General features: G+C 70.8%; 14 protein-coding genes and 1 pseudogene. 8 read left to right on the plus strand and 7 right to left on the minus strand.

Annotated features, from left to right (window positions below; translation table 11 throughout):
- From HV824_RS38115 to HV824_RS02800, 5 genes and pseudogenes are all read right to left on the minus strand, one after another.
- A pseudogene (locus HV824_RS38115) lies at positions 1-217 on the minus strand (IS66 family transposase); the annotation flags it as partial.
- Positions 218-263: 46 nt separating this feature from the next.
- Positions 264-629 carry an IS66 family insertion sequence element accessory protein TnpB gene (tnpB, locus tag HV824_RS02785; protein ID WP_176422592.1) on the minus strand — a complete coding sequence of 122 codons (366 nt, stop codon included), beginning with the start codon at positions 627-629 and terminating at the stop codon, positions 264-266.
- 4 nt (positions 630-633) lie between these two features.
- A complete protein-coding gene (locus tag HV824_RS02790; protein ID WP_176416744.1) occupies positions 634-948 on the minus strand; it encodes an IS66 family insertion sequence element accessory protein TnpB in 315 nt (104 codons plus the stop codon).
- A gap of 158 nt (positions 949-1,106) precedes the next feature.
- Positions 1,107-1,574 carry an SMI1/KNR4 family protein gene (locus tag HV824_RS02795; protein ID WP_176416743.1) on the minus strand — a complete coding sequence of 156 codons (468 nt, stop codon included), beginning with the start codon at positions 1,572-1,574 and terminating at the stop codon, positions 1,107-1,109.
- Between the two features lie 4 nt (positions 1,575-1,578).
- The gene (locus HV824_RS02800) at positions 1,579-1,965 is read right to left on the minus strand and encodes a hypothetical protein (protein WP_255207707.1); all 387 of its coding nucleotides are present in this window, start codon (positions 1,963-1,965) and stop codon (positions 1,579-1,581) included.
- Positions 1,966-2,390: 425 nt separating this feature from the next.
- Here HV824_RS02800 and HV824_RS02805 point away from each other — a divergent pair, with 425 nt between their 5' ends.
- The gene (locus tag HV824_RS02805; RefSeq protein ID WP_176416741.1) at positions 2,391-2,741 is read left to right on the plus strand and encodes a DUF2019 domain-containing protein; all 351 of its coding nucleotides are present in this window, start codon (positions 2,391-2,393) and stop codon (positions 2,739-2,741) included.
- A gap of 87 nt (positions 2,742-2,828) precedes the next feature.
- Here the strand turns inward: HV824_RS02805 and HV824_RS02810 are convergent, their stop codons facing one another.
- Positions 2,829-4,385: a serine/threonine-protein kinase gene (locus tag HV824_RS02810; RefSeq protein WP_176416740.1), complete on the minus strand. Its 1,557-nt coding sequence runs from the start codon at positions 4,383-4,385 to the stop codon at positions 2,829-2,831.
- A 31-nt stretch (positions 4,386-4,416) separates the two neighbouring features.
- Between HV824_RS02810 and HV824_RS38120 the strand changes: the two genes are divergently transcribed.
- Both HV824_RS38120 and HV824_RS02820 read left to right on the plus strand, forming a co-directional pair.
- On the plus strand, positions 4,417-5,622 hold the full coding sequence (locus tag HV824_RS38120) for a PEGA domain-containing protein (RefSeq protein WP_176422593.1): 1,206 nt from the start codon (positions 4,417-4,419) through the stop codon (positions 5,620-5,622).
- Positions 5,619-6,260, plus strand: a complete 642-nt coding sequence (locus tag HV824_RS02820) for a hypothetical protein (RefSeq protein WP_176422594.1) — start codon at positions 5,619-5,621, stop codon at positions 6,258-6,260. The genes HV824_RS38120 and HV824_RS02820 overlap by 4 nt, the downstream gene beginning before the upstream one ends.
- Before the next feature lie 3 nt (positions 6,261-6,263).
- Here HV824_RS02820 and HV824_RS02825 read toward each other — a convergent pair whose 3' ends face one another.
- Positions 6,264-7,559 (minus strand): sigma 54-interacting transcriptional regulator, encoded by a 1,296-nt coding sequence (locus HV824_RS02825; protein WP_176422595.1) that lies wholly within the window; start codon positions 7,557-7,559, stop codon positions 6,264-6,266.
- A gap of 214 nt (positions 7,560-7,773) precedes the next feature.
- Between HV824_RS02825 and HV824_RS02830 the strand changes: the two genes are divergently transcribed.
- From HV824_RS02830 to HV824_RS02855, 5 genes are all read left to right on the plus strand, one after another.
- The gene (locus tag HV824_RS02830) at positions 7,774-9,951 is read left to right on the plus strand and encodes a hypothetical protein (RefSeq protein WP_176416736.1); all 2,178 of its coding nucleotides are present in this window, start codon (positions 7,774-7,776) and stop codon (positions 9,949-9,951) included.
- Positions 9,948-11,822 carry a HEAT repeat domain-containing protein gene (locus tag HV824_RS02835; protein ID WP_176422596.1) on the plus strand — a complete coding sequence of 625 codons (1,875 nt, stop codon included), beginning with the start codon at positions 9,948-9,950 and terminating at the stop codon, positions 11,820-11,822. The genes HV824_RS02830 and HV824_RS02835 overlap by 4 nt, the downstream gene beginning before the upstream one ends.
- A 107-nt stretch (positions 11,823-11,929) precedes the next feature.
- Complete coding sequence (locus tag HV824_RS02840) at positions 11,930-12,949, plus strand: hypothetical protein (RefSeq protein WP_176416734.1); 1,020 nt, start codon at positions 11,930-11,932, stop codon at positions 12,947-12,949.
- A gap of 437 nt (positions 12,950-13,386) precedes the next feature.
- Entirely contained in the window at positions 13,387-14,154 is a 768-nt protein-coding gene (locus HV824_RS02845; RefSeq protein ID WP_176416733.1) for a hypothetical protein, read from the plus strand.
- Positions 14,155-14,880: 726 nt separating this feature from the next.
- Positions 14,881-19,650: a DUF4157 domain-containing protein gene (locus HV824_RS02855; RefSeq protein ID WP_255207708.1), complete on the plus strand. Its 4,770-nt coding sequence runs from the start codon at positions 14,881-14,883 to the stop codon at positions 19,648-19,650.
- Positions 19,651-19,652: the final 2 nt, after the last annotated feature.

The raw sequence follows: 19,652 nt of genomic DNA on the forward strand, positions 1-19,652 counted from the left end.
GCTGACGCTTCTTTTTCGCGGCCTCGGCCTGGGCCGCCGTGTCTGCGCCGTCCCCTCGCAGTTCGGCGGCCACCGTCGGCAGCTGCTCCGTCCTGCGGCCGAAGACGTGGCGCTCCAGCGTCGCCATTTTCGCCTCCAGCGACGTCAGGCGCTCCTTGAGTTCCTCCGCCTCTTCGCGCCAGGGACAGTAGTGGTCTTGAGGGAGCTCGCGCGGCACGTAGCCTCAACACGCCACGGCGCGGAGGCGTCCCGGGCCGGGCGCGTCAGGTGCCCGTGCGCCCGGGAGGCGTCCAGGCGGGCTGACGCCGCACCTGGGCCACGTCGATGCCGTCCAGCAGCATCGCCAACTGCGTGGCGTCCAGGTGCACCACCTGCGCGCCCGCGTCCACCGGCGGTAGCCGGAAACGCCCCGTCTCCAATCGCTTGTACAGCAGCACGAAGCCGCCCCGGCTCCACGTCAGCACCTTGATTCGGTCCCCCTTGCGCGAGACGAAGGCGAAGAGGTGGCCCGAGTAGACGTCCTCGCCCCACTCGGCGCGCACCAGCGCCATGAGGCCGTCAATGGACTTGCGCATGTCCACGGGCGCGGTGGCCAGCACCACGCGCACCGACGCAGGAAGGGCGAACACCGCCTCACCGCCCCAGCGCGGCGACGAGTCGGGCCACGTACCCCACGTCAACGCCCATGGCAAAGCGCAGGCGAGCCCCGCCCTCCGTGACGACTTCGACGAGGGTGGTGCTCGGCTCCACGGGGGCCGTCACCTGGACTGGCAGCAGGCGGACCGGCTCGGCCTTCGCCGCCAGGTGCCGGCGCCGACGGTACACCCACGACTGCACAGTGCTCAGCCGCACGCCCCGCTGCCGCGCGAACTCCACCTGCGTCAGCCCGCTCGCCTCGAAAGACTCCGCGACCTGGAACCACTCCTGCTTCTCCACCGACTTCGACATGCTCGCCAGCGTCCACGGCGGCGGCTCTCGCCTCAACGCCTCTCAGCACGTCGTTGGCCGGACGCTTACGCTTGGGCCGCAGAGGGCCGAGGTGCGGCGCGCAGCATGCACAGGCTGGGAGCCACACCCGCCGAACCAGGACATGGCGGCGCCGTAGCTCACGCTGGCGGGAGCCAGAACCAACTCCCGTTCGATCGGAGCGCGCCAGCGAGGAATTCAGAAAACGAGGCCGCAATCTGCGAGCAGTAGTTCGGGTCCGGGAACGCCTCGCGGTAACCATCGCGAAGCGGATACCGGCCCGCCTCTTGGTGACTCACGTCGAGGAGGATGTAGTTGCTGTCAACCAACTCGCACAGCGCGTACCAGGACTCTGGCCCGGACCTGTCGGTGTCGTCCTGAAGGAGCACCATCCGCGCGCGACGGATTTTCGCCAACGGGTAGAAGGCGAATTCAGGGTTGGTTCTATCGAACAGCTTGGCGCCGTCGCAGTGCAAGTAGAAGGCGCGAAGGTCCGGGTCCAGGCGCCACCCGACCCTTTGCTCGAACGCTTCGATTTGTGCCGGGGTCGCAGGCGGGTTGGGGAAGTGGCGGCGCGTCACCTCTTCGAGCAGGGCGGGCATCGACATGGGTCTACTCTCCATAGGGGTAGTCCACCCCAGCAGTCGTCCACGGCGGGTTGTTCGCATAGCACTGGTTGTAGAGCCCCAGTAGGGTCTCGTGGAGGTCCTTTGGAAACGGGATGATGTTGTCCCAGTCGATGGGGTTCCCTCCGTGATGGAGGTCGCGGATATGGTGGCCTGGGAAGTTCTCGCCTTTGGCGTCCGTGGGCCATTGACCGAACCGCTCTCCCCATCGAGCTCGGAACTCATCGCGGAAGTTTTTCCACTGGGACCTGGCCAGATCGTTCTGGCCCTTGGTGAGCGTCGCGTAGTTGCAACAGCAGTGCGTCATCCCAAACCGGCTCCCGGCCCGCAGGACCGTACCCGCGAAGTCCATCTTCAGGTCCGCCAGCCACATGCAGCCCTGAAGGGCGTGCCCGCTCCCAGCGCACTTGTCGCGGCAGTAGTTCATAAGCTGGGCGCTGCACTGCCATGGGCCGAAGTACATGACGGCGCGAAACTGCCCCCGCCCGGCACGTTCACCAAAGGGCCGATCCACTTCCGGGCCGAGGCATCCGGCCGTGCGATGGGCCCCTCCGCACATGCGGCGAGGAGCCACACAGTTGCCAGGATTGGGAGGATGCGCGTGAAGTGCCAATTCTGCATGGTGCACAGCCTACCGCGACAAACGGAAATGGTTGCTCCCATCCTGTCGTCGGTCCGCTATGACATTACTGATTCGTTCACGCAGACCGTGCGGCAGTGGTTGAGCACACAATCCTACGTGGCCTAACGCGAGTTCGGGCTGTTGGCCATTGAGAACGTGACGAAGAGGGTCTGGTAATGACGTTGGAAGAACGGGTCGAGCAGTTCGCTCGGAATGTCGCGGCCCAGACTGATGCCATTCAGCGAGGAGATTCCAGGACGGGGAACAAGCACGCCAAGCAGTACACCGCTGCGCTTCAGGCACTCCGCGCGCAGGGGGATACTGGGCGAGACGCCCTCTCCGTGCTGCTGAAGCATCCGCGTACGGACGTCCGAGCCATGGCGGCGGCGTTTCTGCTCCGCTACCGGACGGAAGAAGCCAAGGCGGTACTGGAAGCGGCAGCGAACGATGGAGGGGTTGCCGCCATCGGAGCGATCATGACACTTCGACGCTGGGAGGAAGGCACCTGGGCGCTCGATCCGGAGTAGCCCGCATCGAGGAGACGGGGCTTCAAAACCGCCGAGAGGCGCCCCTGGCGAGTTCGATTCCCGTGCCCTCCCGGCGAACGCGTCCCCTCACTCCGCGGATGCCCCCCGCGCCGAAGGGACAACCCAGCGCAGCGGCGCGGCGGGGGTGTGGAACTCGGTGAGCTGGATCCGCTCCGGGCCAATCAAGTGGCCATCGGGCGTCTTGAGCTCCAGGACATGCTCGCCCACGGGGAGCTCGATGAGCAGCGGTGCGTGGCCTCGGCGCTCGCCGTCGATGATGACCACCGCGCGCAAGGCCCCCTCGCCTCCCACCGTCAGCGCCCCTGAGCCGCCACTCGCCGGGCGCGCCGGGGCACGGACCAGCCGCTTCGGGGGCGGCTCCTGCGCGCGCGGGGCCGCGCGTGTCACGGGCGCCTGCACTGGAGCGGGCGGCAAGCGCTCGGCCGGGGCGACTTCGTCCTTCTCCGGAGCGGGCGGCACCGGCACGGAGACGGGCTGCAACGCCGGCACAGGCGGCGCGACCTCCTGCCCAAGCCGCCAAGGCCACACGGCCACAAGCCCCCCCAGCGCGAGGACGGCGAGCCAGGGCCACCGTCGGCGCTGGGCGCGCTGCTCGATGCGCGGTGGGGGCGTGGCGCTGCCCCCCGTCGCAGTCCCTGGCTCCGGAACGACGACCCCGCCGAGGAGCTGCTCCACCTCCAGGAAGGAGCCCGCCCACCCCGAGACGGGCCGCGCCCTGGCCTCCTCCTCCTTCGCCCGGACCCGGGCCATCCACTCGCACAGCAGCGCGCGCCCTGCTCGCCCGCTCCGGGCCGCGAGCACCTCGCCGGTCGCCTCGGCGAACTCCGCCGCGCTCTGGAAGCGCTGATGCCTCGCCCTCCGCACGGCTCGCGCGATGAGCTCTCGGACGTCCGCGGGGAGCGCGTCCGACAGCTCCAGCTCCTTGCCCGCCAGCAGGTCCGCCATCCGGTCCTCACCCGCCAGCGGGCTGTGCCCCGTCAGCAGCGCGTGCAGCACGCACCCGAGCGCGAAGAGGTCCGAGCGCCCATCCAATTCGCCCCGCGTCACCTGCTCCGGCGGCATGTACGCCGGCTTGCCCTTCGTCAGCCCCGCCAGCGTCCGCTCCTGCCTGTCCCTGGCCAGCGCGATGCCGAAGTCCGCCAGCTTCACGTCGCCCGTCCACGACACGAGGATGTTCGAGGGGCTCACGTCCCGGTGGACGATTTCCAGCGACTCCCCCGCACCATCCTTCGCCTCATGGGCATACTGGAGCGCATGGGCCACCTCGGCGCACACATGCAGCGCCAGCTCCACCGGGAAGTCCTCCCCCACCTCGAGCCCGCGCTGCCGCAGCCGCTCCGCGTCGACGCCGTCCACGTACTCCAGCACCTGGTACGGGACGCCCTCCACCACGCCATAGTCGAGGATGGACAGGATGTTGGCGTGGTGCAGCCGGCTGGCGATCCGCGCCTCGTCGAGGAACATCCGCGCCTGCGAGGGACTCTGCTCGTGCTCGGCGATCAGCCGCTTGATGGCCACCCGCCGCGCGAAGCCCCCTTCCCCTGTCGCGCTCGCCTCCCATACTTCTCCCATCCCGCCCCGCGCGAGCTGTCTCACCAGTCGATAACGGCCACCCCACTCCACGCTTTCACTCCACCCCTGGAGGCTCGCTCCGGTGAGTCAGTCCCGACCGTCAATATACCGCCGCCGCGCGTGGCCCTCCCCCCGGAGATTCCCCCTCGCTGCGCTGCTCCTGGGGCTCTGGGGGGGCGCCACGCCCGCGGCCGAGCCCCCCACCGCGCTCCCCTCGGTCACGCTCTTCGTCGTGGGGGCCCCCGAGGCGCGCGCCTCCGTCCAGGCGTGGGCCCAGGAGCAGCCCCCCGGCGTGCCCGTGACGCTGCGCCTCGCCGGGCTCCCCCCGTCCACCTCCCGGCCCGGAGGGGATGTCCAGCTCCTGGAGGTCGAGCGGCACCTGCAGGAGGCCCGGCGGCACTACATCAACGCGGAGTTCGCGGAGTGCCTCCAGGACGTCGGAGATGAAGGGGTGCTCCCCAGGACGCTGAGCCAGGGTCACCGCGAGGTCGCCGCCCGCTGGCTGCTCTGGCAGGTCGCCTGCCAGGTGGGGCTGCGGCGCGAAGAGGCGGCCCTCCAGGTGGCCTCGGAGCTGGGCGTGCTCGGGCTGGAGCTGCCCGCGGACATCGGCGTGCTGCCTCCCGACGTGGGGCGCGTGCTCGTCACCGGCGCGGAGCAAGGCGCGGCGCGGGGGCGCACCACGCTGCGCATCACCTCCGACTTCAGCCCCGCGCGCATCTCCCTGGATGGGCGGCCCGGCGTATGCACCGCGCCGTGCTCACTCGAGGTCCTGGAGGGGCGACACATGGTGCGCGTCGACGCGGAGGGACGACAGTTCGCGGTCCAGGTCATCTCGGCCAAGGGGCCCGAGCTCGCCGTGGCCTTCACCACGCTCCCCGCCTCGCCCGAGCTGGCCGCCGGCCAGTGGGCCGCGCATTACGGTGAGTCCTCCGCCAACCTGGACTCGGCGGGCTCGCTGCGACTGCTCTCCACCGCGCTCCGGGCACCGCGGCTCGTGCTGCTCAACGCCGAGGCCGAGCGCGAGGGCTACCGCCTGCGGGGCGCGCTGGCCATCCATGGGCGCGCGGCGGCTCGCACGGAGCGCCAGGGCGAGGTGACTGCCCTCCACGGGACGGCGGAGGGCGTCCTGAGGGACCTGCTCATCCAGGGTCAGGTCGTCGAGCCCGCGCCGGCCCTCTACCAGCGGCGAGACTTCTGGATCGCCGTGGGCGTGGCCGCGGTCATCGCCGGCGCGACGACCACCGCCCTGCTCTGGCGGCAGCCTGTTCGAACGGAGGTGGGATTTTGAGAAGGCGCATCCTCGAGGGGCTCCTGGCCCTGGTGCTGCTCACCGGGTGTAACGAGGTGCGGCAGGTGCGGCTCACCTTCGGCGCGGAGGGCGAGGGGCTCGACGGCTTCCTGTGCCGGGAGGACGACGGCGCCTACGTGCTCTCACGGGCGGTGCCAGCCGGGGGTGGGGCCGTGCCCGCCTCGCTCGTCATCGACTTCGTCCGGCTGGGGGGGCTTCCGGGGTGCCGCTCGGGGCAGCTCGTCAGCTGGTGCGCGGACCATGACTGCGCGGTGATGCCCGAGCACCGCGTGTGCATCCCCACCCCGCTGCCGGACATCACCGATTTGCCGCGCGCCGAGGCGCGGGAGGCGGTGCGCGAGGCGCTGCGCAGCCTGTCGGGCGCGGCCATCTCCAGCGAGGCGCCGGATGAGTTCATCATCGTCCGCACCACGGCGACCCTCCAGTCCTGCGACGAGCTCGAGGCCGGCGGCGTGACGGCGCTGCGCGAGGAGGCGCTGGTGGGGTGCGCCTATAGCTGCCCCGTCTCCCTCAACGCCATCGAGGGAGACGTGTACCTGGGCTTCGACACGCTCACCGAGCAGTGCGCCCAGGGCGTGCGCGTCTGCGCCTCGGGGGATCTGCACTGGCGGCCCTGAGCCTCAGCGCAGGTGGTGCCGGTGGAGCAGGTCGATGAGGTAGCTCCTGTCCATCCGCGCCAGCCGCGCCGCCAACGAGACGTTGGTCCCCGCGCGCTCCATCAGCGCCTTGAGGAACTGGACCTCGAAGTCCTCGAGCACCTGCTGGCGGGCCTCGCGGTAGCCGCGCTCCAGGGACAGGGCCACGGAGGGCGCCGGGGGCGATGACGCCTGGGCCGCGCCAGGGCCTCCCGCGGCCTGCTCCAGGGCGGGGGGCTCTCCCATGGCGAGGATGGCCTCCGCGTAGTTGCGCAGCTCGCGCACGTTGCCCGGCCAGCGGTGCGCCAGCAGCGTGGCCATGAGGGGCGGGGGCACCAGCGCCGACAGCGGGCCGGTGTACCCGGCCTCGCTCAGGAAGTGCTCCACCAGCAGGGGGATGTCCTCCACGCGTTGGTGGAGCGGGGGGACCTCCAGCCGCACCACCGCGAGCCGGTAGTAGAGGTCCAGGCGGAACGTGTTGGCGTTGACCTCGGCGCGGAGGTCCCGGTGGGTGGCGCTGATGACGCGCACGTCCACGGACAGCTCCTCGCTGCCCCCGAGCCGCCGGAAGCGCCGCCGCTCCAGCACGCCCAGCAGCGCCGTCTGGAGCGCGGGGGACAGCTCGCCAATCTCGTCCAGGAAGAGCGTGCCGCCCTGCGCCCGCTCGAAGACGCCGAGGTGGCGGCGCTCCGCCCCCGTGAAGGCGCCGCGCTCGTGGCCGAACAGCTCGCTGGCGACGAGCCCGGGAGAGATGACCCCGCAGTCCAGCGTCACGAAGGGCTTCTTCGCGCGCGGGCTCTCGTCGTGGAGGGCTCGGGCGATGAGCTCCTTGCCGGTGCCGGACTCGCCCTGGAGCAGCACCGAGGCGTCCGTCCGCGCCGCCCGGAGTATCTGCGCCATCAGCCGCCGCATCGGCGCGCTCTGGCCTCGCAGCGGCCCCAGGGCCCCGGAGTCGTGGAGGGACACGGTGCGCGTGGGCCCATCCCCCACTCGCAGCGAGGTCCGCCCGAGCGTGAGGACGGTCCCCGGCGCCACCGTTCCGCGCTCCAGGAGCGTGGGCCCCACCGCCGTGCCGTTGGTGGAGCCCAGGTCCGCCACCGCGACGCGGTCTCCCTTTCGCGAGAGCTCCAGGTGGTACCGGGACACCGTGGAGTCTACCAGGCGCAGCTCGTTGCTCTCCGCCGTCCCCACCGTCACCGTCTCGCCATCCGCCGTGTGCGAGCGGCCCTGGTCCGGGCCTCCCACGACTTCAATGGTCAGCGTGCGGATGGGGAGCCCCATGGGGCGATCCGGGCGCGTCGTTCCGCTGGACATGGCCCGCGAAGCTAACACAGGGCCGACTGTCGGCTGCGTCCCCAAGGGGTGTCGGTGACTCCCTACAGGCCGCACCCCACAAGCAGGGCCGCGCGCAGCGAGCGCTCCCTCGCGCGGCGCGCTGGTACGTCGCTTGCCTAGGCCCCGACCGACAACCGTGGCACCCACTTGGAGGTCCAGCATGAAGAACCCCGCGCAGTCCCCGTCCACCGGCCTGAGTCGCGGCTCCAGACGGAGCAATCGCGTCCTCGGGACGCTCCTCCTCTTGCTCGCGAGCGCTTGCGGCGGAGCGGACACCGGCGAGCCGGACGCCGGAGCGCCGGACTCGGGCGTGCCCGACTCGGGCGTGCCAATCGAGCCCGCGTGCCCCAACAGCGCCGACGATGGCGTCTGTCTCACGAAGGCGCGGATGACCTACCTCGACGTGCGCTACGACCTGAGCCAGCCCGTCTTCGTGAACAACCGCGTGCCCATCCAGTTCGGCATCACCTCGACGAGCCTCAACCCGGCCGCGCCCGCGACCCGCAACGTCGCCGTCAGCTTCAGCTTCATCGAGGCGAACCCCGCCAACCCCGCGGAGCCCATCGAGTGCGCCTCCAGCGCCATCGACGTCGACCTCGTTGGCGACGGTCAGGAGCAAATCGTCGATGGCTTCATCTGGCCGACCTCGCTGTGCGGGGCGCTGGTGGACAAGGCGGTGAACCTGCGCGTCACCTTCGACGGGGACGAGCCGGACACCGGCATTGACTACCCGGCGGTCACCTTCACCGAGGCGGCCCGCGGCGCCGAGCTCAACCAGGCGTGCCGGGGCGTCGCCGACCTGTCGGCCCCGGACCTCCGCCGAGGCTGCGTCTACACCATCGACATCGAGCCGACCCCGACCGATGGGACCGACAAGCTCATCGATGTGCTCTACGACTCCATGGAGCCCGCCTCGTCGGTGGCCATCCTCCCCTACGTCGCCCCCGACGCCACCGAGGAGAAGCTCGCGCCCAGCCTGGTCGTCCAGTCGACGCTCGTCGTCAACGGACGCGACCCCTACGTCTCGGGGCTGGCGCCGGAGGACGTGCCGCCGGAGCTCGAGGCGAACGCGCCGGGTATCACCGGGGACCTCCAGTTCGGCCAGGAGCCCGATGAGCTCGAGGCCCTCACGGCCATGCCCGCGCGCGCCACGCTCCGGTACGAGCTCGCGCCCGAGGGCGCCGAGGGCGGCTGGCTTCCGCTCACCGTGGGAGACGCGAGCTCGGAGCTCGGCCGCGTCGACGAGGTCGTCATCGAGCAGTTGATGCCAGGCACCGCGAACACGTTCGCCCATGAGCTCTTCGCCGAGGGGGCGACCCGCGCCGCGCTGCGCGAGGGCGGCGCGTGGGCGGACGTCAGCGACTTCGCGGTGAGGGGGTGCTTCGTGGCGGACTTCCCGCAGGAGGGCAACGAGGGACAAGGGGACACGAGCGACTGCCACGTCGTCCCGGTCGTGCTGGTGCGGGAGACGCCGGAGTCCTCCGCCGCGACGTCCATCAGCTTCGACCAGGAGTTCACCCGCAGGCTCGGGAGCTCGAACCGCATGAGCATCGCGGTGCAGCTCACGACGCAGAACAGGCTTGACCGCGCCGGTGCCGCCAGCCGCATCGAAGGCGCGGTCGAGCTCGAGGGCAAGCTCGGGCGTCCGTACTCGGTCACCATCGCGCGTGCCGTGGGGCAGGCCACGCTCGGCGTGGACCCGGGGGAGACGGGCTACGAGCTCACGGTCGACGCGTTCAACCAGCGCATCCACAGCTTCTCCCAGAGCGCCCCCAGCCTCGAGCACGAGGAGGAGTTCTCCGCGGCGAAGTCCTTCGCGTTCCCGAACCTCGGCTTCGGCTTCGGCCCCGTGCGCATCGGCTTCAAGATCAGCCTCGGCGGGGAGGTCGGCCTGACGACGAACGACAGCCTCTCCGTCTCGACGGACGCGGCGCGGTGCGGGGAGCTGCTCCAGAGCGAGGACGCGCTCGGCATGTGTGGGGCGATCGCGCGCACCATCACCCCCGGGTTCAACTTCACCGCGTCGATTGAGGGCGGCATCAACGTCCGCATCGTCAAGGCCGCCGTGGTGGCCGACCTCGAGCTCGTCAACACCGACTTCCCGCTCACCGCCTCGCTGGCCTTTGGCCAGCGCGACAACGGGAGCCTGGTGGTGCTCGGCAACGCCAACTGGGAGCTCGGCATGCAGCTCATCCGCGGAAACGTGTCCATCGTGGGCCGCGTCGGGATTCGCCGCTTCAGCCGCACCCTGCGCGTGCACCTCTTCAGCTTCAGCTCGCGGCGCTTCTCCCAGACGCTGCTCGACCGCTCGATGGACTTCGCCGAGGTGCTCGAATGAACGGGCGGATGATGGGCATCGCGGCCGGGCTCGGGCTCGCGACGATGGGAATCGTGGCCGGGACGTGGGATGGCCCGGAGGAAGGGGCGTCGTCGGCCGTGACGCACGCACCGACGGAGCCCGCGCCGGGCGCCCCCGAGTGCCGCTTCGAGCGCCAGGACACCGCGGCCTTCGCCTTCGAGTCCACCGCCACCGTCGACCATGTCCCCGCTCCGCGAGTGGAAGACCACTTCCAGGGCCACTTGAGCTGGGTCGTCGTCGAGGAGGCGCAAGCGGGCCGCCCCGCGCTGCTGCGCGCGGCCCTGAGCGCAGTGGTCCTCGAGCAGGCGCTCTCCCAGGAGCGGGTGAGCGCCGTGGAGCTCGAAGACGGCCCCTTCTATGTGCGGGTCGATACGCGGTGCCGCTTCACTGGCATCGGGTTCTCCCCGCGCTGGAGCGGCGGGAGCCGTCGCTTGGTGAGCACGCTCCTGGAGAGCCTCGAGTTCGTGCTGCCCGGCGATGACTCGACGCACTGGAGCGCCGAGCAGCGCGACGGGGTGGGCGTCTACACCGCGGAGTACCGTCGTGACGAGGCGCCGGGGGGCGTGGCGCGTCTGCTCCGCACCAAGCCGCGGTATCAGCTCGACGACACCGCCCAGCGCCTGGGGCTGCGCGTGCAGGTGCTGGGCGCGACGGCCGAGGCGGACTTCGACGCCGAGCGCGGCGGCTGGATGCGGCGCGTGGAGGGTCAGGAGACGATTCGCATCCACCTCCCTGGAGAGGCGCCGCAGGGCTTCACGCACCGCTTCCACCTGGTGCGCGAGGACGGGCACTTCGTCTCCGTGCGTGACTCGGTGGCGCCCGGGGAGGCGGACTTCTCGGACGTGTTCGAGTCGGACCCGACGACGCCGTCGCCCGTGGATACGGAGCTCGCGGCGCTCGACGCTGGCGCGGCGCGCGCCCGCTTCCTCGCCTACTTCGGCGAGGGAGGAAAGAACGCCGTGTTCCCCGCCGCGCGCTTCCTGGCGGGGTGGCTCCGCGCGCACCCGGAGGAGAGCGCCGCGCTGCTCACCGACCTGCGACGCGGGGCCATTGACGAGGCGGCGCGCTCCGCGTTCTTCCTGGCCTTCGAGCTGGCGGGCACCGAGCAGTCCCGTCAGGTGCTCGCGGACGCGCTGGTCAGCAGGGACCTCTCGGCGCTCGACCGCAGCCGGGCGGCGTCCGCGCTGGCCGACCACGGCGAGCCGTCGCGGCAGGCGGCGGACCTGTTGCTCGCACAGGCCCGGGGGTCGGATTCGCCCATGGTCGCGAACGTGAGCCTGCTCGGGCTCGGGAGCATGGCGGGGCGCACCCGGCCTGGCGACCCGCTGCGCGACGAGCTGCACGCGGCGCTGCGCGAAGAGCTGGAGCGCGCCGCGGGCAGCAACGACGAGCTCGCCGTCCTGGACGCCATCGGCAACAGCGGCGACGACGCGTTCCGTACGGAGCTCGACGAGCGGCTGAGGACGGGGGCTCCCGCCCTGCGGGGGCGCGCGGCCGAGGCGCTCGGACGCCTCTCGCCCGAGGTCACCCGGCCGCTCCTCGTGTCGCAGCTCGAGCGCGAGCCGAGCCCGGGGGTGAGCACCACCATCCTTCGGAGCCTGAGCCACATGGCGCCAGGAGCGGAGCTCGACCTGACAGGGGCCGAGCTGGCCCTGGCCGGGCGGAAGCTCGCCAGCGCCTCCAGCGTGGAGGAGCGCGCGGGGGTGATTGAGTGGGTGGGCCGCGCCCGCGGTCAGCTCGAGGCGCGCCGCGTCCTGGCCGCCCACTTCCCTCGGGAGCCGAGCGTCCATCTCCAGCAGCGCATTGGAGCGTTCGTGCCCCCCAGCGAGCTGCGCGAGTTCATGCGATGACGCCCGCGCGGACGCGAGCCTTCGCAGCAAGTCTCGCGTTCGTGGGGCTCGTGGCGTGCGCTGGGGGGGGAGCGCCGCCACGAGCCCCGCTCGACGAGGGAGAGACGTTGTTCACGGCGGAGCCCGTCGCCTTCGGCGCGGACGGGCTCACGCCGCCCCTCTCCATCCCGCCGTTCGCTGGAGCGACGGTCGCGCTGTGGGCCAGGAGCGAGCCGGGCACCTGCTTCGCGCTCGCCGCGCTTGAAGACTCCGCGGGCCGGACCTGGGTGGGCAAGCGAGAAGCCGGCCCCTACTGCACCGACTGCGGGGTGCGCACCTCCATCGCGCAGGAGGAGGCGCTGTTCGTGCTCCCCAGCGGCGAAGGCTTCGCGCCGCGCGAGGGCTTCACCGTGCGCTTCGGGCTCATGGCCTGCGAGACGCTCACCCCGACGAAGACGGGAGGCGCGCCTCGGCTCCAACTGACCTGGCTGCCGCGCGCGCATCTTCCGGAGCGCGGCCGTCTCTCGCTGCGCTTCCTGGTGTCGCGACACTCCATGCTCCTCGGGCAACCCGAGCGACAGCGCGAGCTGCTGGAGCGCGTGAATGCCGAACTCGAGGAGGCGGGTTTGGAGGTGACGCTGGACGCGGTCGCCGAGCTCCCGGACGCGGCTCCGGAGGCGCGCTTCTGGACGACGGAGCTCGCAGAGCTCTCAGCCCTGCGGGAGCGCGCGCCGCCCGCGCTGGACGCGACGGTCGACATCGTCTTCGCCGGGTGCCTCCGGTATGACGACCCCTTCTTCGGACCGCCCGTGCCGGTCGACGGCTTCACCCCTCGCGTGGGAGGGGGCGCAGGCCCCGCGTCGGCCATCTTCATGCCCGGCCTGCGGTGTGACGCCTTCAGCAGAGGCCCGGCCCAATGGCCACTGGACGGCTACGCGCGAGTCCTCGCGCACGAGCTGGGGCACTTCCTCGGCGTCTACCACTCCGTCGAGACGGACGGCACGACCGACCTCCTGAGCGACACAGGTGAACAGAACATCATGAATCCCAACCCGAGCCGCGCCGGCGCTCGGGGCTGGAGCCCCTCCCAGAGACGACAGCTTCTGAGTCACCCTTGGGTTCGCCCGGCCCCGGCGCCGCGTCCATAGGCTGGCAACCGCTTCACCTCCGCGCGGAGGCACCGCTCGAGTCCAGCCGCCGCCCTGCGTGGTGCTCATGCGCGCGGGCCTGCACCACGCGCTGCCTTGCTGGTGGTGACCGGCCCCGCTGCAGCCAAGGGCCCCCGAGCCCTGCCGTCCCCGCCCTTGTACCTGCGCCGAACTGAAGGCCAACGCCGGGCGGCGCGAGCGTCAATGACCTCTTCAAGGTCAAGCCCCGAACGGGCTGGGAGGCCGAAAGCTCGCGCCCCGATGACACCCGCGAGTGTCTGGGCATTCACCGATAGCAAAAGTTTTCACCGAGCCAATCCCAAGACATATGCGGCGCTCCGAGTGGAACATGAACCCATCATCACCAGACTTCACTCCACGTATGCTCGCCGACGCCCCGGCAACCCAGCCGGGCAGCTCAACGAGGACGATGCACCATGTCGAAGCGATTCTTCTGGGCGCCTGTCGCCGCGATGGCGCTGGCGGCCTGCGGTGGTGACTCTCTTTCCGCAAGCGATGAGGCCACGCGGCCCATGCTGAGCGAAGCGACTCCCTCCGATTGGAACAAGGTGGCCCCCGGAGTCTGGGAGCGCACGCGCGAGGACGGCGTCCGCGAGCAGGTGGGCGTCGGCACCGAGGCCGCCGAGTTCGAACTCCAGCGCGTCCGTGGACAGCGGGCGCTGCTGGCGCAGGCACAAGAGAAGAGCGGCGCGCTGGCCGCCTTCGACCGTCAACTGAAGGAGCGCGACCGGTACATCCGCGTCCTGGAGGCGAACATCGCCGAGGCGCGCGCGACGGGCGTGCTGGAGCAGACTCCGGACTCGCTCCCCCGCTTCGCCCAGGCCGGCACCGAGGGTTCGCCCTCCGGCAGCGTGTGTGGCGGCAACTACAGCTTCAGCGTCCAGTTCAGCTACCAGATGGCTGGAGGCACCGTCACCACGCAGGGCAGCTGGTCGGAGTTCGGCCCCTTCTCGCCGTACTCGAAGGAGCTCTACGTCTACGCGAAGGGCTGGCTCTACAGCCCCACCGACCCCGACCCACACGAGACCTCCGACTCCACGGGCCTGTTCTCGGGGACGTGCTGCGTGAGCGTCGACACGACCGCGTCGGCCTACCCGACCTTCACGCCGGTGATGGAGGGCGGCGGCGTCGTCCTGGGGGCCAACGGCTGCGGCTTCCGCAGCTACCGAGCCTGGAACTACTGAGCGGACCTGACGGCGGCCCGCCGCTGGAGCCCCCAGGGCGGGCCGTCGTGTGCCTCAAGGCGGTGCCGCCTTGGGGATGTCACATCCCGCGGGCCTCCGGTGTCTCCAGGTCGACGGAAACCGACACCAGGAGAAGTCATGACCGCAGTCAGGATTCCCCCGAAGGAGATCACCGGGCGCTACGGCGCAATCGTGAAGAAGTTCGCCAGCAGGATGCTCGGTCAAGTCCCCAAGTCATTCGGCGTGATGTGACACCATCTGCCGGTGCTCAAAGCCAACATGGGCTTCGGGCAGAAATTACAAAAATGGGACCAGAGCACCCCGCACAAGATGGCCCGGCTCGACGAGCAGGTGACGCTGCGCCGGTAGCGGGCCTGGCTCGGGTCGGGTCGGGATTCGCGCCGGGAAGCGCCCCTGCCCCACCGGGCGCTCACAGTCGGCTTCAGTTCACCACAGCGCCGTCCATTGACACTGACAGTGAACACATGCGCTCCTCGGGTATGAGTCACCAGGGGGCGCCCATCCGTGAGCCGAGCGACGTCAAAGTCGGTACGCCGGAGTGAGTCGACCCGGCCTTCGGATTCATCCAGACCCGAGCGCTCGCCGTCAGAGCGGTCTGCGGCTGGCGTTCCCGCCTTCCTCCGCGGCCGGCCTGGAGAGCGTGCCCCTGGCGCACGCGCCCGCCCCAACTCCGCAGCGGGGGTCCCGCGCTACATGCGAGGTGGATTGGCCTCTCCCCTCGGACCTCCGCTCCAGGCGAAGTGCGCGGCATGTGGGTCCGGAGGCGGCGCGTGCGCGGCGTGCGGGGAGAAGGACGCGGTACAGCCACAGGCGGCCGGCGGCACCGTGGAGTCACGGCCCACGGCCATCCGGCGCGAGGCCCATGCGGGCGTAAAGGATGCCAGCGCGCCCCTCCCCCACTTCGAACAGCTTCAGCAGGCCTTCGGCCGCCATGACCTGTCAGACGTCAAGGCCCGCGTGGGCGGTGAGGCAGCGCTCGCGAGCGACCGGATGGGGGCCCAGGCCTTCACGATGGGCAATCACATCGCCTTTCGTGGCCCGCCTGACCTGAGACTGACGGCGCACGAAGCGGCGCATGCTGTTCAGCAGCGCTCCGGCGTACAGCTCCACGACGGCGTCGGCCACCCTGGAGACCCCTACGAGCGCCAGGCGGATGAGGCCGCCGACGCCGTGGTCCGAGGCGAAACCGCCGAGCCCATCCTCGACCGAGCGGTGGGCCCGTCCGGCCCTCCGGTGACGGGAACGTCTCCGAGCGCAGCGCCCGTCCAGCCCTTCCTCGCAGCCAACGTCCACCGCCTCTTCGAGCCGCCCGCGGCCCCCTCCCGAATGCCCAGGCCGCGAGGTGGCGGTGGCCCCTCCGACGGCGGCTCTCGCGAGTCGACCGAAGCCCGCGCGGCCCAGGATGGACAGTCCACCGACAGCGGCTCGGGGGCCGCGGGAAGCGCGCTTGGCGCCGCGGCGGGCCCCGCGGCGGATGCACTGACCTCCGGTCCCCCAGCGCCCACGAGCGACACGGCCCCCCCTCCAGGTGGTACCGAGGACGCACCGTCCTGCGCGGGCGGCGGCCCCCAGAGCGCGACCTGCTACACGGAGGACATTGAAGAGCCGGAGGAGGAGCCCGACCAAGAGCCTCCCGAGCCGGCGCCCACGGAGTCGCAGGAAGCCGCCTCCAGCGTCAGCCCCGATGCCGAGGAGCAGGACAACTGCCCCATCGAGGATGCCATCTCCGAGCAGGCGCCCTCCTCCACGGAAGCCGCGGCGCCCGCGCAGTCCACGCTGGACAGCAACGCCTCCGCCCCCGAGGCCGCCGAGGAGGGCGCCCCCAGGGGTGATGCCACGGCCGAACAGTCCTCGACGGCCACTGGAGGCAACGGCGGAGCCCCGGCGGAAGACGCGCAGGATGAGGCCGCGCGCGCGCCGCTGGACGAAGCCATCGCCACGACCGAAGGCCAGCGGTGGGACGCCGTGGCAACGCATGACAGTGCGTCCGCCTCGCTCGCCAATGCCGGGGCCGGTGTCATTTCGCTCCGAGGCGGCGTGCAGTTCGTCCCGGCGCCGGGCGCGACCTCGGCGGACGACGCGCGACGTGTTGACGCGAACTCACGCGCGGACGCGTTCTTCCTACAGGCGGCCAATCGAATCGAGGACGCGGTTCTCCTGACGTTGGAGGATGTTCCAGCCCGCATCGGCGCGCTCGCCGAGACGTACAAGGGCGCGATCTCCGCCTCCATGGAGGAACAGAAGGCGGCCATCAGCGCCAGCGTGGAGCAGGCACGCGGCGCCGCCACCGCCCAGGCCGAGGGCGCCCGGCAGCAAGTCGTGTCCGAGCACGAGGCCACCGTCTCCACCATCCACTCGGAGACTGACACCGCGCTCGAGTCGCTCCAGGCCGTCTACGACTCCGGCCTGCTGCTCGTTGACGCGCAGGAGTCCACCACGCTGGACAGCGTCAACGCCCTCTACGCCCAGGCACGCATTGCCCACGAGGCGCTCGGTCCGACAGTGGGCGATGAGTGCGTCCAGCTCGGCGAGGAGTACGCGGAGGAATACGAAGGCTGCAAGATCAACAAGAAGGACAGCTTCTTCGCGGGCTACCTCACCGACCGCCGCGCCGAGGCCCAGATGAAGGCCGCGCGCGAGACGGCGAAGGGCTACCGCAAGAGCCTGGTGGACACGGCCACGAAGCAGGCCGGCGAGGCGATGAAGGGGCGCCAGCGGGACCGCTGCGGCGTCATCGCCGCCGCCCGCAGTGCCCGCGAGACGCTCGACACGCAGCACGAGCAGCTCGTCGCCGCGCTCGAAAGCAGCCGGACACAAGCCCTGACGCAGGCGGAGACCACGCGCGACGCGATGATGGCCTCCGTCGACTCGGCCTTCATCGCCGAGCTGGCCCGGCTGGACCGCCACGAGCACGACCAGCGCCAGTCCGTGAATGACACGGGCTACCTGCAACAGGTCCTCATCGAGCTGGCGGCCTTCGCCTCGGCGGCGTCCATCCAGAACGCCGTGACGGGCGCCATCGACACCCTGGTGCAGGCGCTCTCGGGCGTGCGCGACCTGTTCGCCACGCAGTCCGCTCCGGAAGGCGCGCAGTTGGAGCGCATGCTCCAGCAAGCCACGGGCGGGCTCGAAGGGGGGCTGGATGGCCTCGTCTCCCAGGTGGAGCACGGCGCCGCCGGGGCCCTGGCGCGCGTGGACAGCGTGGGGAACCAGGGGCTGGAGGCCATGCTGCGGCTCGGCCAGTCCTCCGAGGAGGCGACGGCGGCCCTGGTGGCGTCTTTCACGGCATCCATGGGCGCGCTGGCGACGAGCGCGGCCACGGGCTTCAGCCAGCAGCGCGACGCGTTCGCCACCCAGACCCAGCAGGTGGCCTCGGACGGAGCCACCGGCCTGGAGACCGTCGCCACCGGCTTCCAGACGACCTGCTCGACGATCCTCACCCATGTCGAGAGCGCCCTCGTGGACTCCGCGGACGCGCTGGAGCAGAGCCTCCGCGACTCCAAGGCCCAGCTCGACTGCGACATCCCCGTCCAGGCCCTGGAGGCGGCGTCGAAGGAGCAGCCCGCCTGGAAGGGCGTGCTGGCGGTGGTGCTCATCATCGCCATCGTCATCGTGGTGGCGCTGGTCGTGGGCCCGGCTGTCATTGGCGCGGTGGGCGCGGCGGCGAGCGCGCTGGGCGCCGGAGCGGCCGCCGCGACCATTGGCACCATCGTGGGCGGTGCCATCGTCGGCGCGGCGACGTCGGCCACCATCCAGGTCCTCAACAACTGGGCGTCGGGCGAGCGCCTCATGGCGGGCGTGGGCAAGGCCGCGCTGATGGGCGCGATTGGCGGCGTGTTCGGCGCGGGCGCGGGCGCCCTCATCCAGAACGCCGTCAAGAGCGTGGCCCTTCAGTTCGTGGCCAACATCGCCGCGGACGCGGTGCTGGAGGTCGCCACCCAGCTCATCACCGGTGAGTTCTCCTGGCAGGCGCTGGGCATGTCGGTGCTCATGTCCGTCGTCACCGGCGGCTTCGGCGAAGTCCCTCGCATCAAGCGCGTCCAGCAACGGTGGATGGCTCGCGGCGCGGGCGTCGTGCCCGGCTCACGGGCCCGCGCCTTCCGCGAGTCCATCGCTCCCCGTGCCACACCGGAGAGCGAGGGCGAGACGACAGCGAGTCCGCGGCCCGAGACGGAGCCCGACGCCAGCACGGCGCCACGCCCCGAGACGGAAGCGGAGACCCCGGCGACGCCTCGTCTCGAAGCCGAGTCGGAGGTCGAGGTCCCTGGAGCGCCCAACCGCCATCCCCGCGCGGACGCGGACCTGGACGGCCAGACGGCTGCATCCAACACCACGAACCCGAAATCCCAAGGCGGCCCCGACACCTTCGATGACATCGAAGTCAACCCGAAGGGACGCGCGCGACAGACGGTGGGATGGTCTGGCGACATCAATACCCCTTCCGCGAGCTCGCCCCATCTCGAGTTCATCAAGAATGGCATCGACTTCATGGAGAACCTCTCCAAAGGGATGCGCGGCCGCCTGGATGAACTGGTCCACAAGGTGTATCCGGGCGACACCGCCGCCTTGACGGAGATCAATACTCGAATGCAGGAGATCACCAATGATCCGCTCCTGCAGACCGACCTCGGGCCGCTTCGGAAGAACTACAAGGCGAACCAGGCTGAAATCGAGCGAATCGAAGCACTCCAAGCGGACCTCTCCCGAGAGTACAGCCGGCTCAAGAACAACCGGGACTGGCTCCTCACGAGCATCGAGCGGCGCTCCGCCGCGAACGAGGCCAAGGCCGCGCAGCTCATGAGTGAATTGCGCACGACGCTATTGGGGGAGGCGCCCTCGAATGTCGCGGCGATCTCGGATGCACCAGCGATTACGCCTGAGGGAATGCAGGTCATCCGCGCCTCCGGCCGGACGGAGGCGGAGGTTCGCGCGGATATCGCCGAGCACTACCGGATGACGGGCAATGCGCCGCCGGAAGGCTTCTTCCTGACCCGGGGCCCAGCCGCGGACGATATGCGCGCGTACTATTCCCATGACGGCCGCTACATCAACCTCGGCGACGCTCCGACCTCCACGCTTGTGCATCACGAACTCTCACACCGCATCGAGCACGTCGACCCGGAGATCTCCGCGGCCTCCAAGGCCTTCGTCGAAGCCCGCGCGCAGCGGCTCGTCCAACCGGGGCAAGCCATCGCGACGCAACCATTGGATGTGCTCGCCCCGAAGCAGGGATACAAACCCCACGAACAGGCCTACGAAGGCGGGTTCATCAGCAAGTACGTCGGCAAGGTCTACGACAGCCCCGCGACCGAGGTCGTGACGATGGGCCTCGAGCGCTTCACCAGGCCCAAGGCCATGGCAGAGCTCTATCGTCAGGATCCAGAGCACTTCTTCTACGTCCTGGGGGTCCTTCAGCGGACGCGGACCCGCGCCGGCCTTCCGCTATCCTCCCCCAGTGGCACACCTGGAGATTGAGC

Origin of the sequence: Myxococcus sp. AM009 (assembly GCF_013372605.1) — a bacterium.
Classification (GTDB): domain Bacteria; phylum Myxococcota; class Myxococcia; order Myxococcales; family Myxococcaceae; genus Myxococcus; species Myxococcus vastator.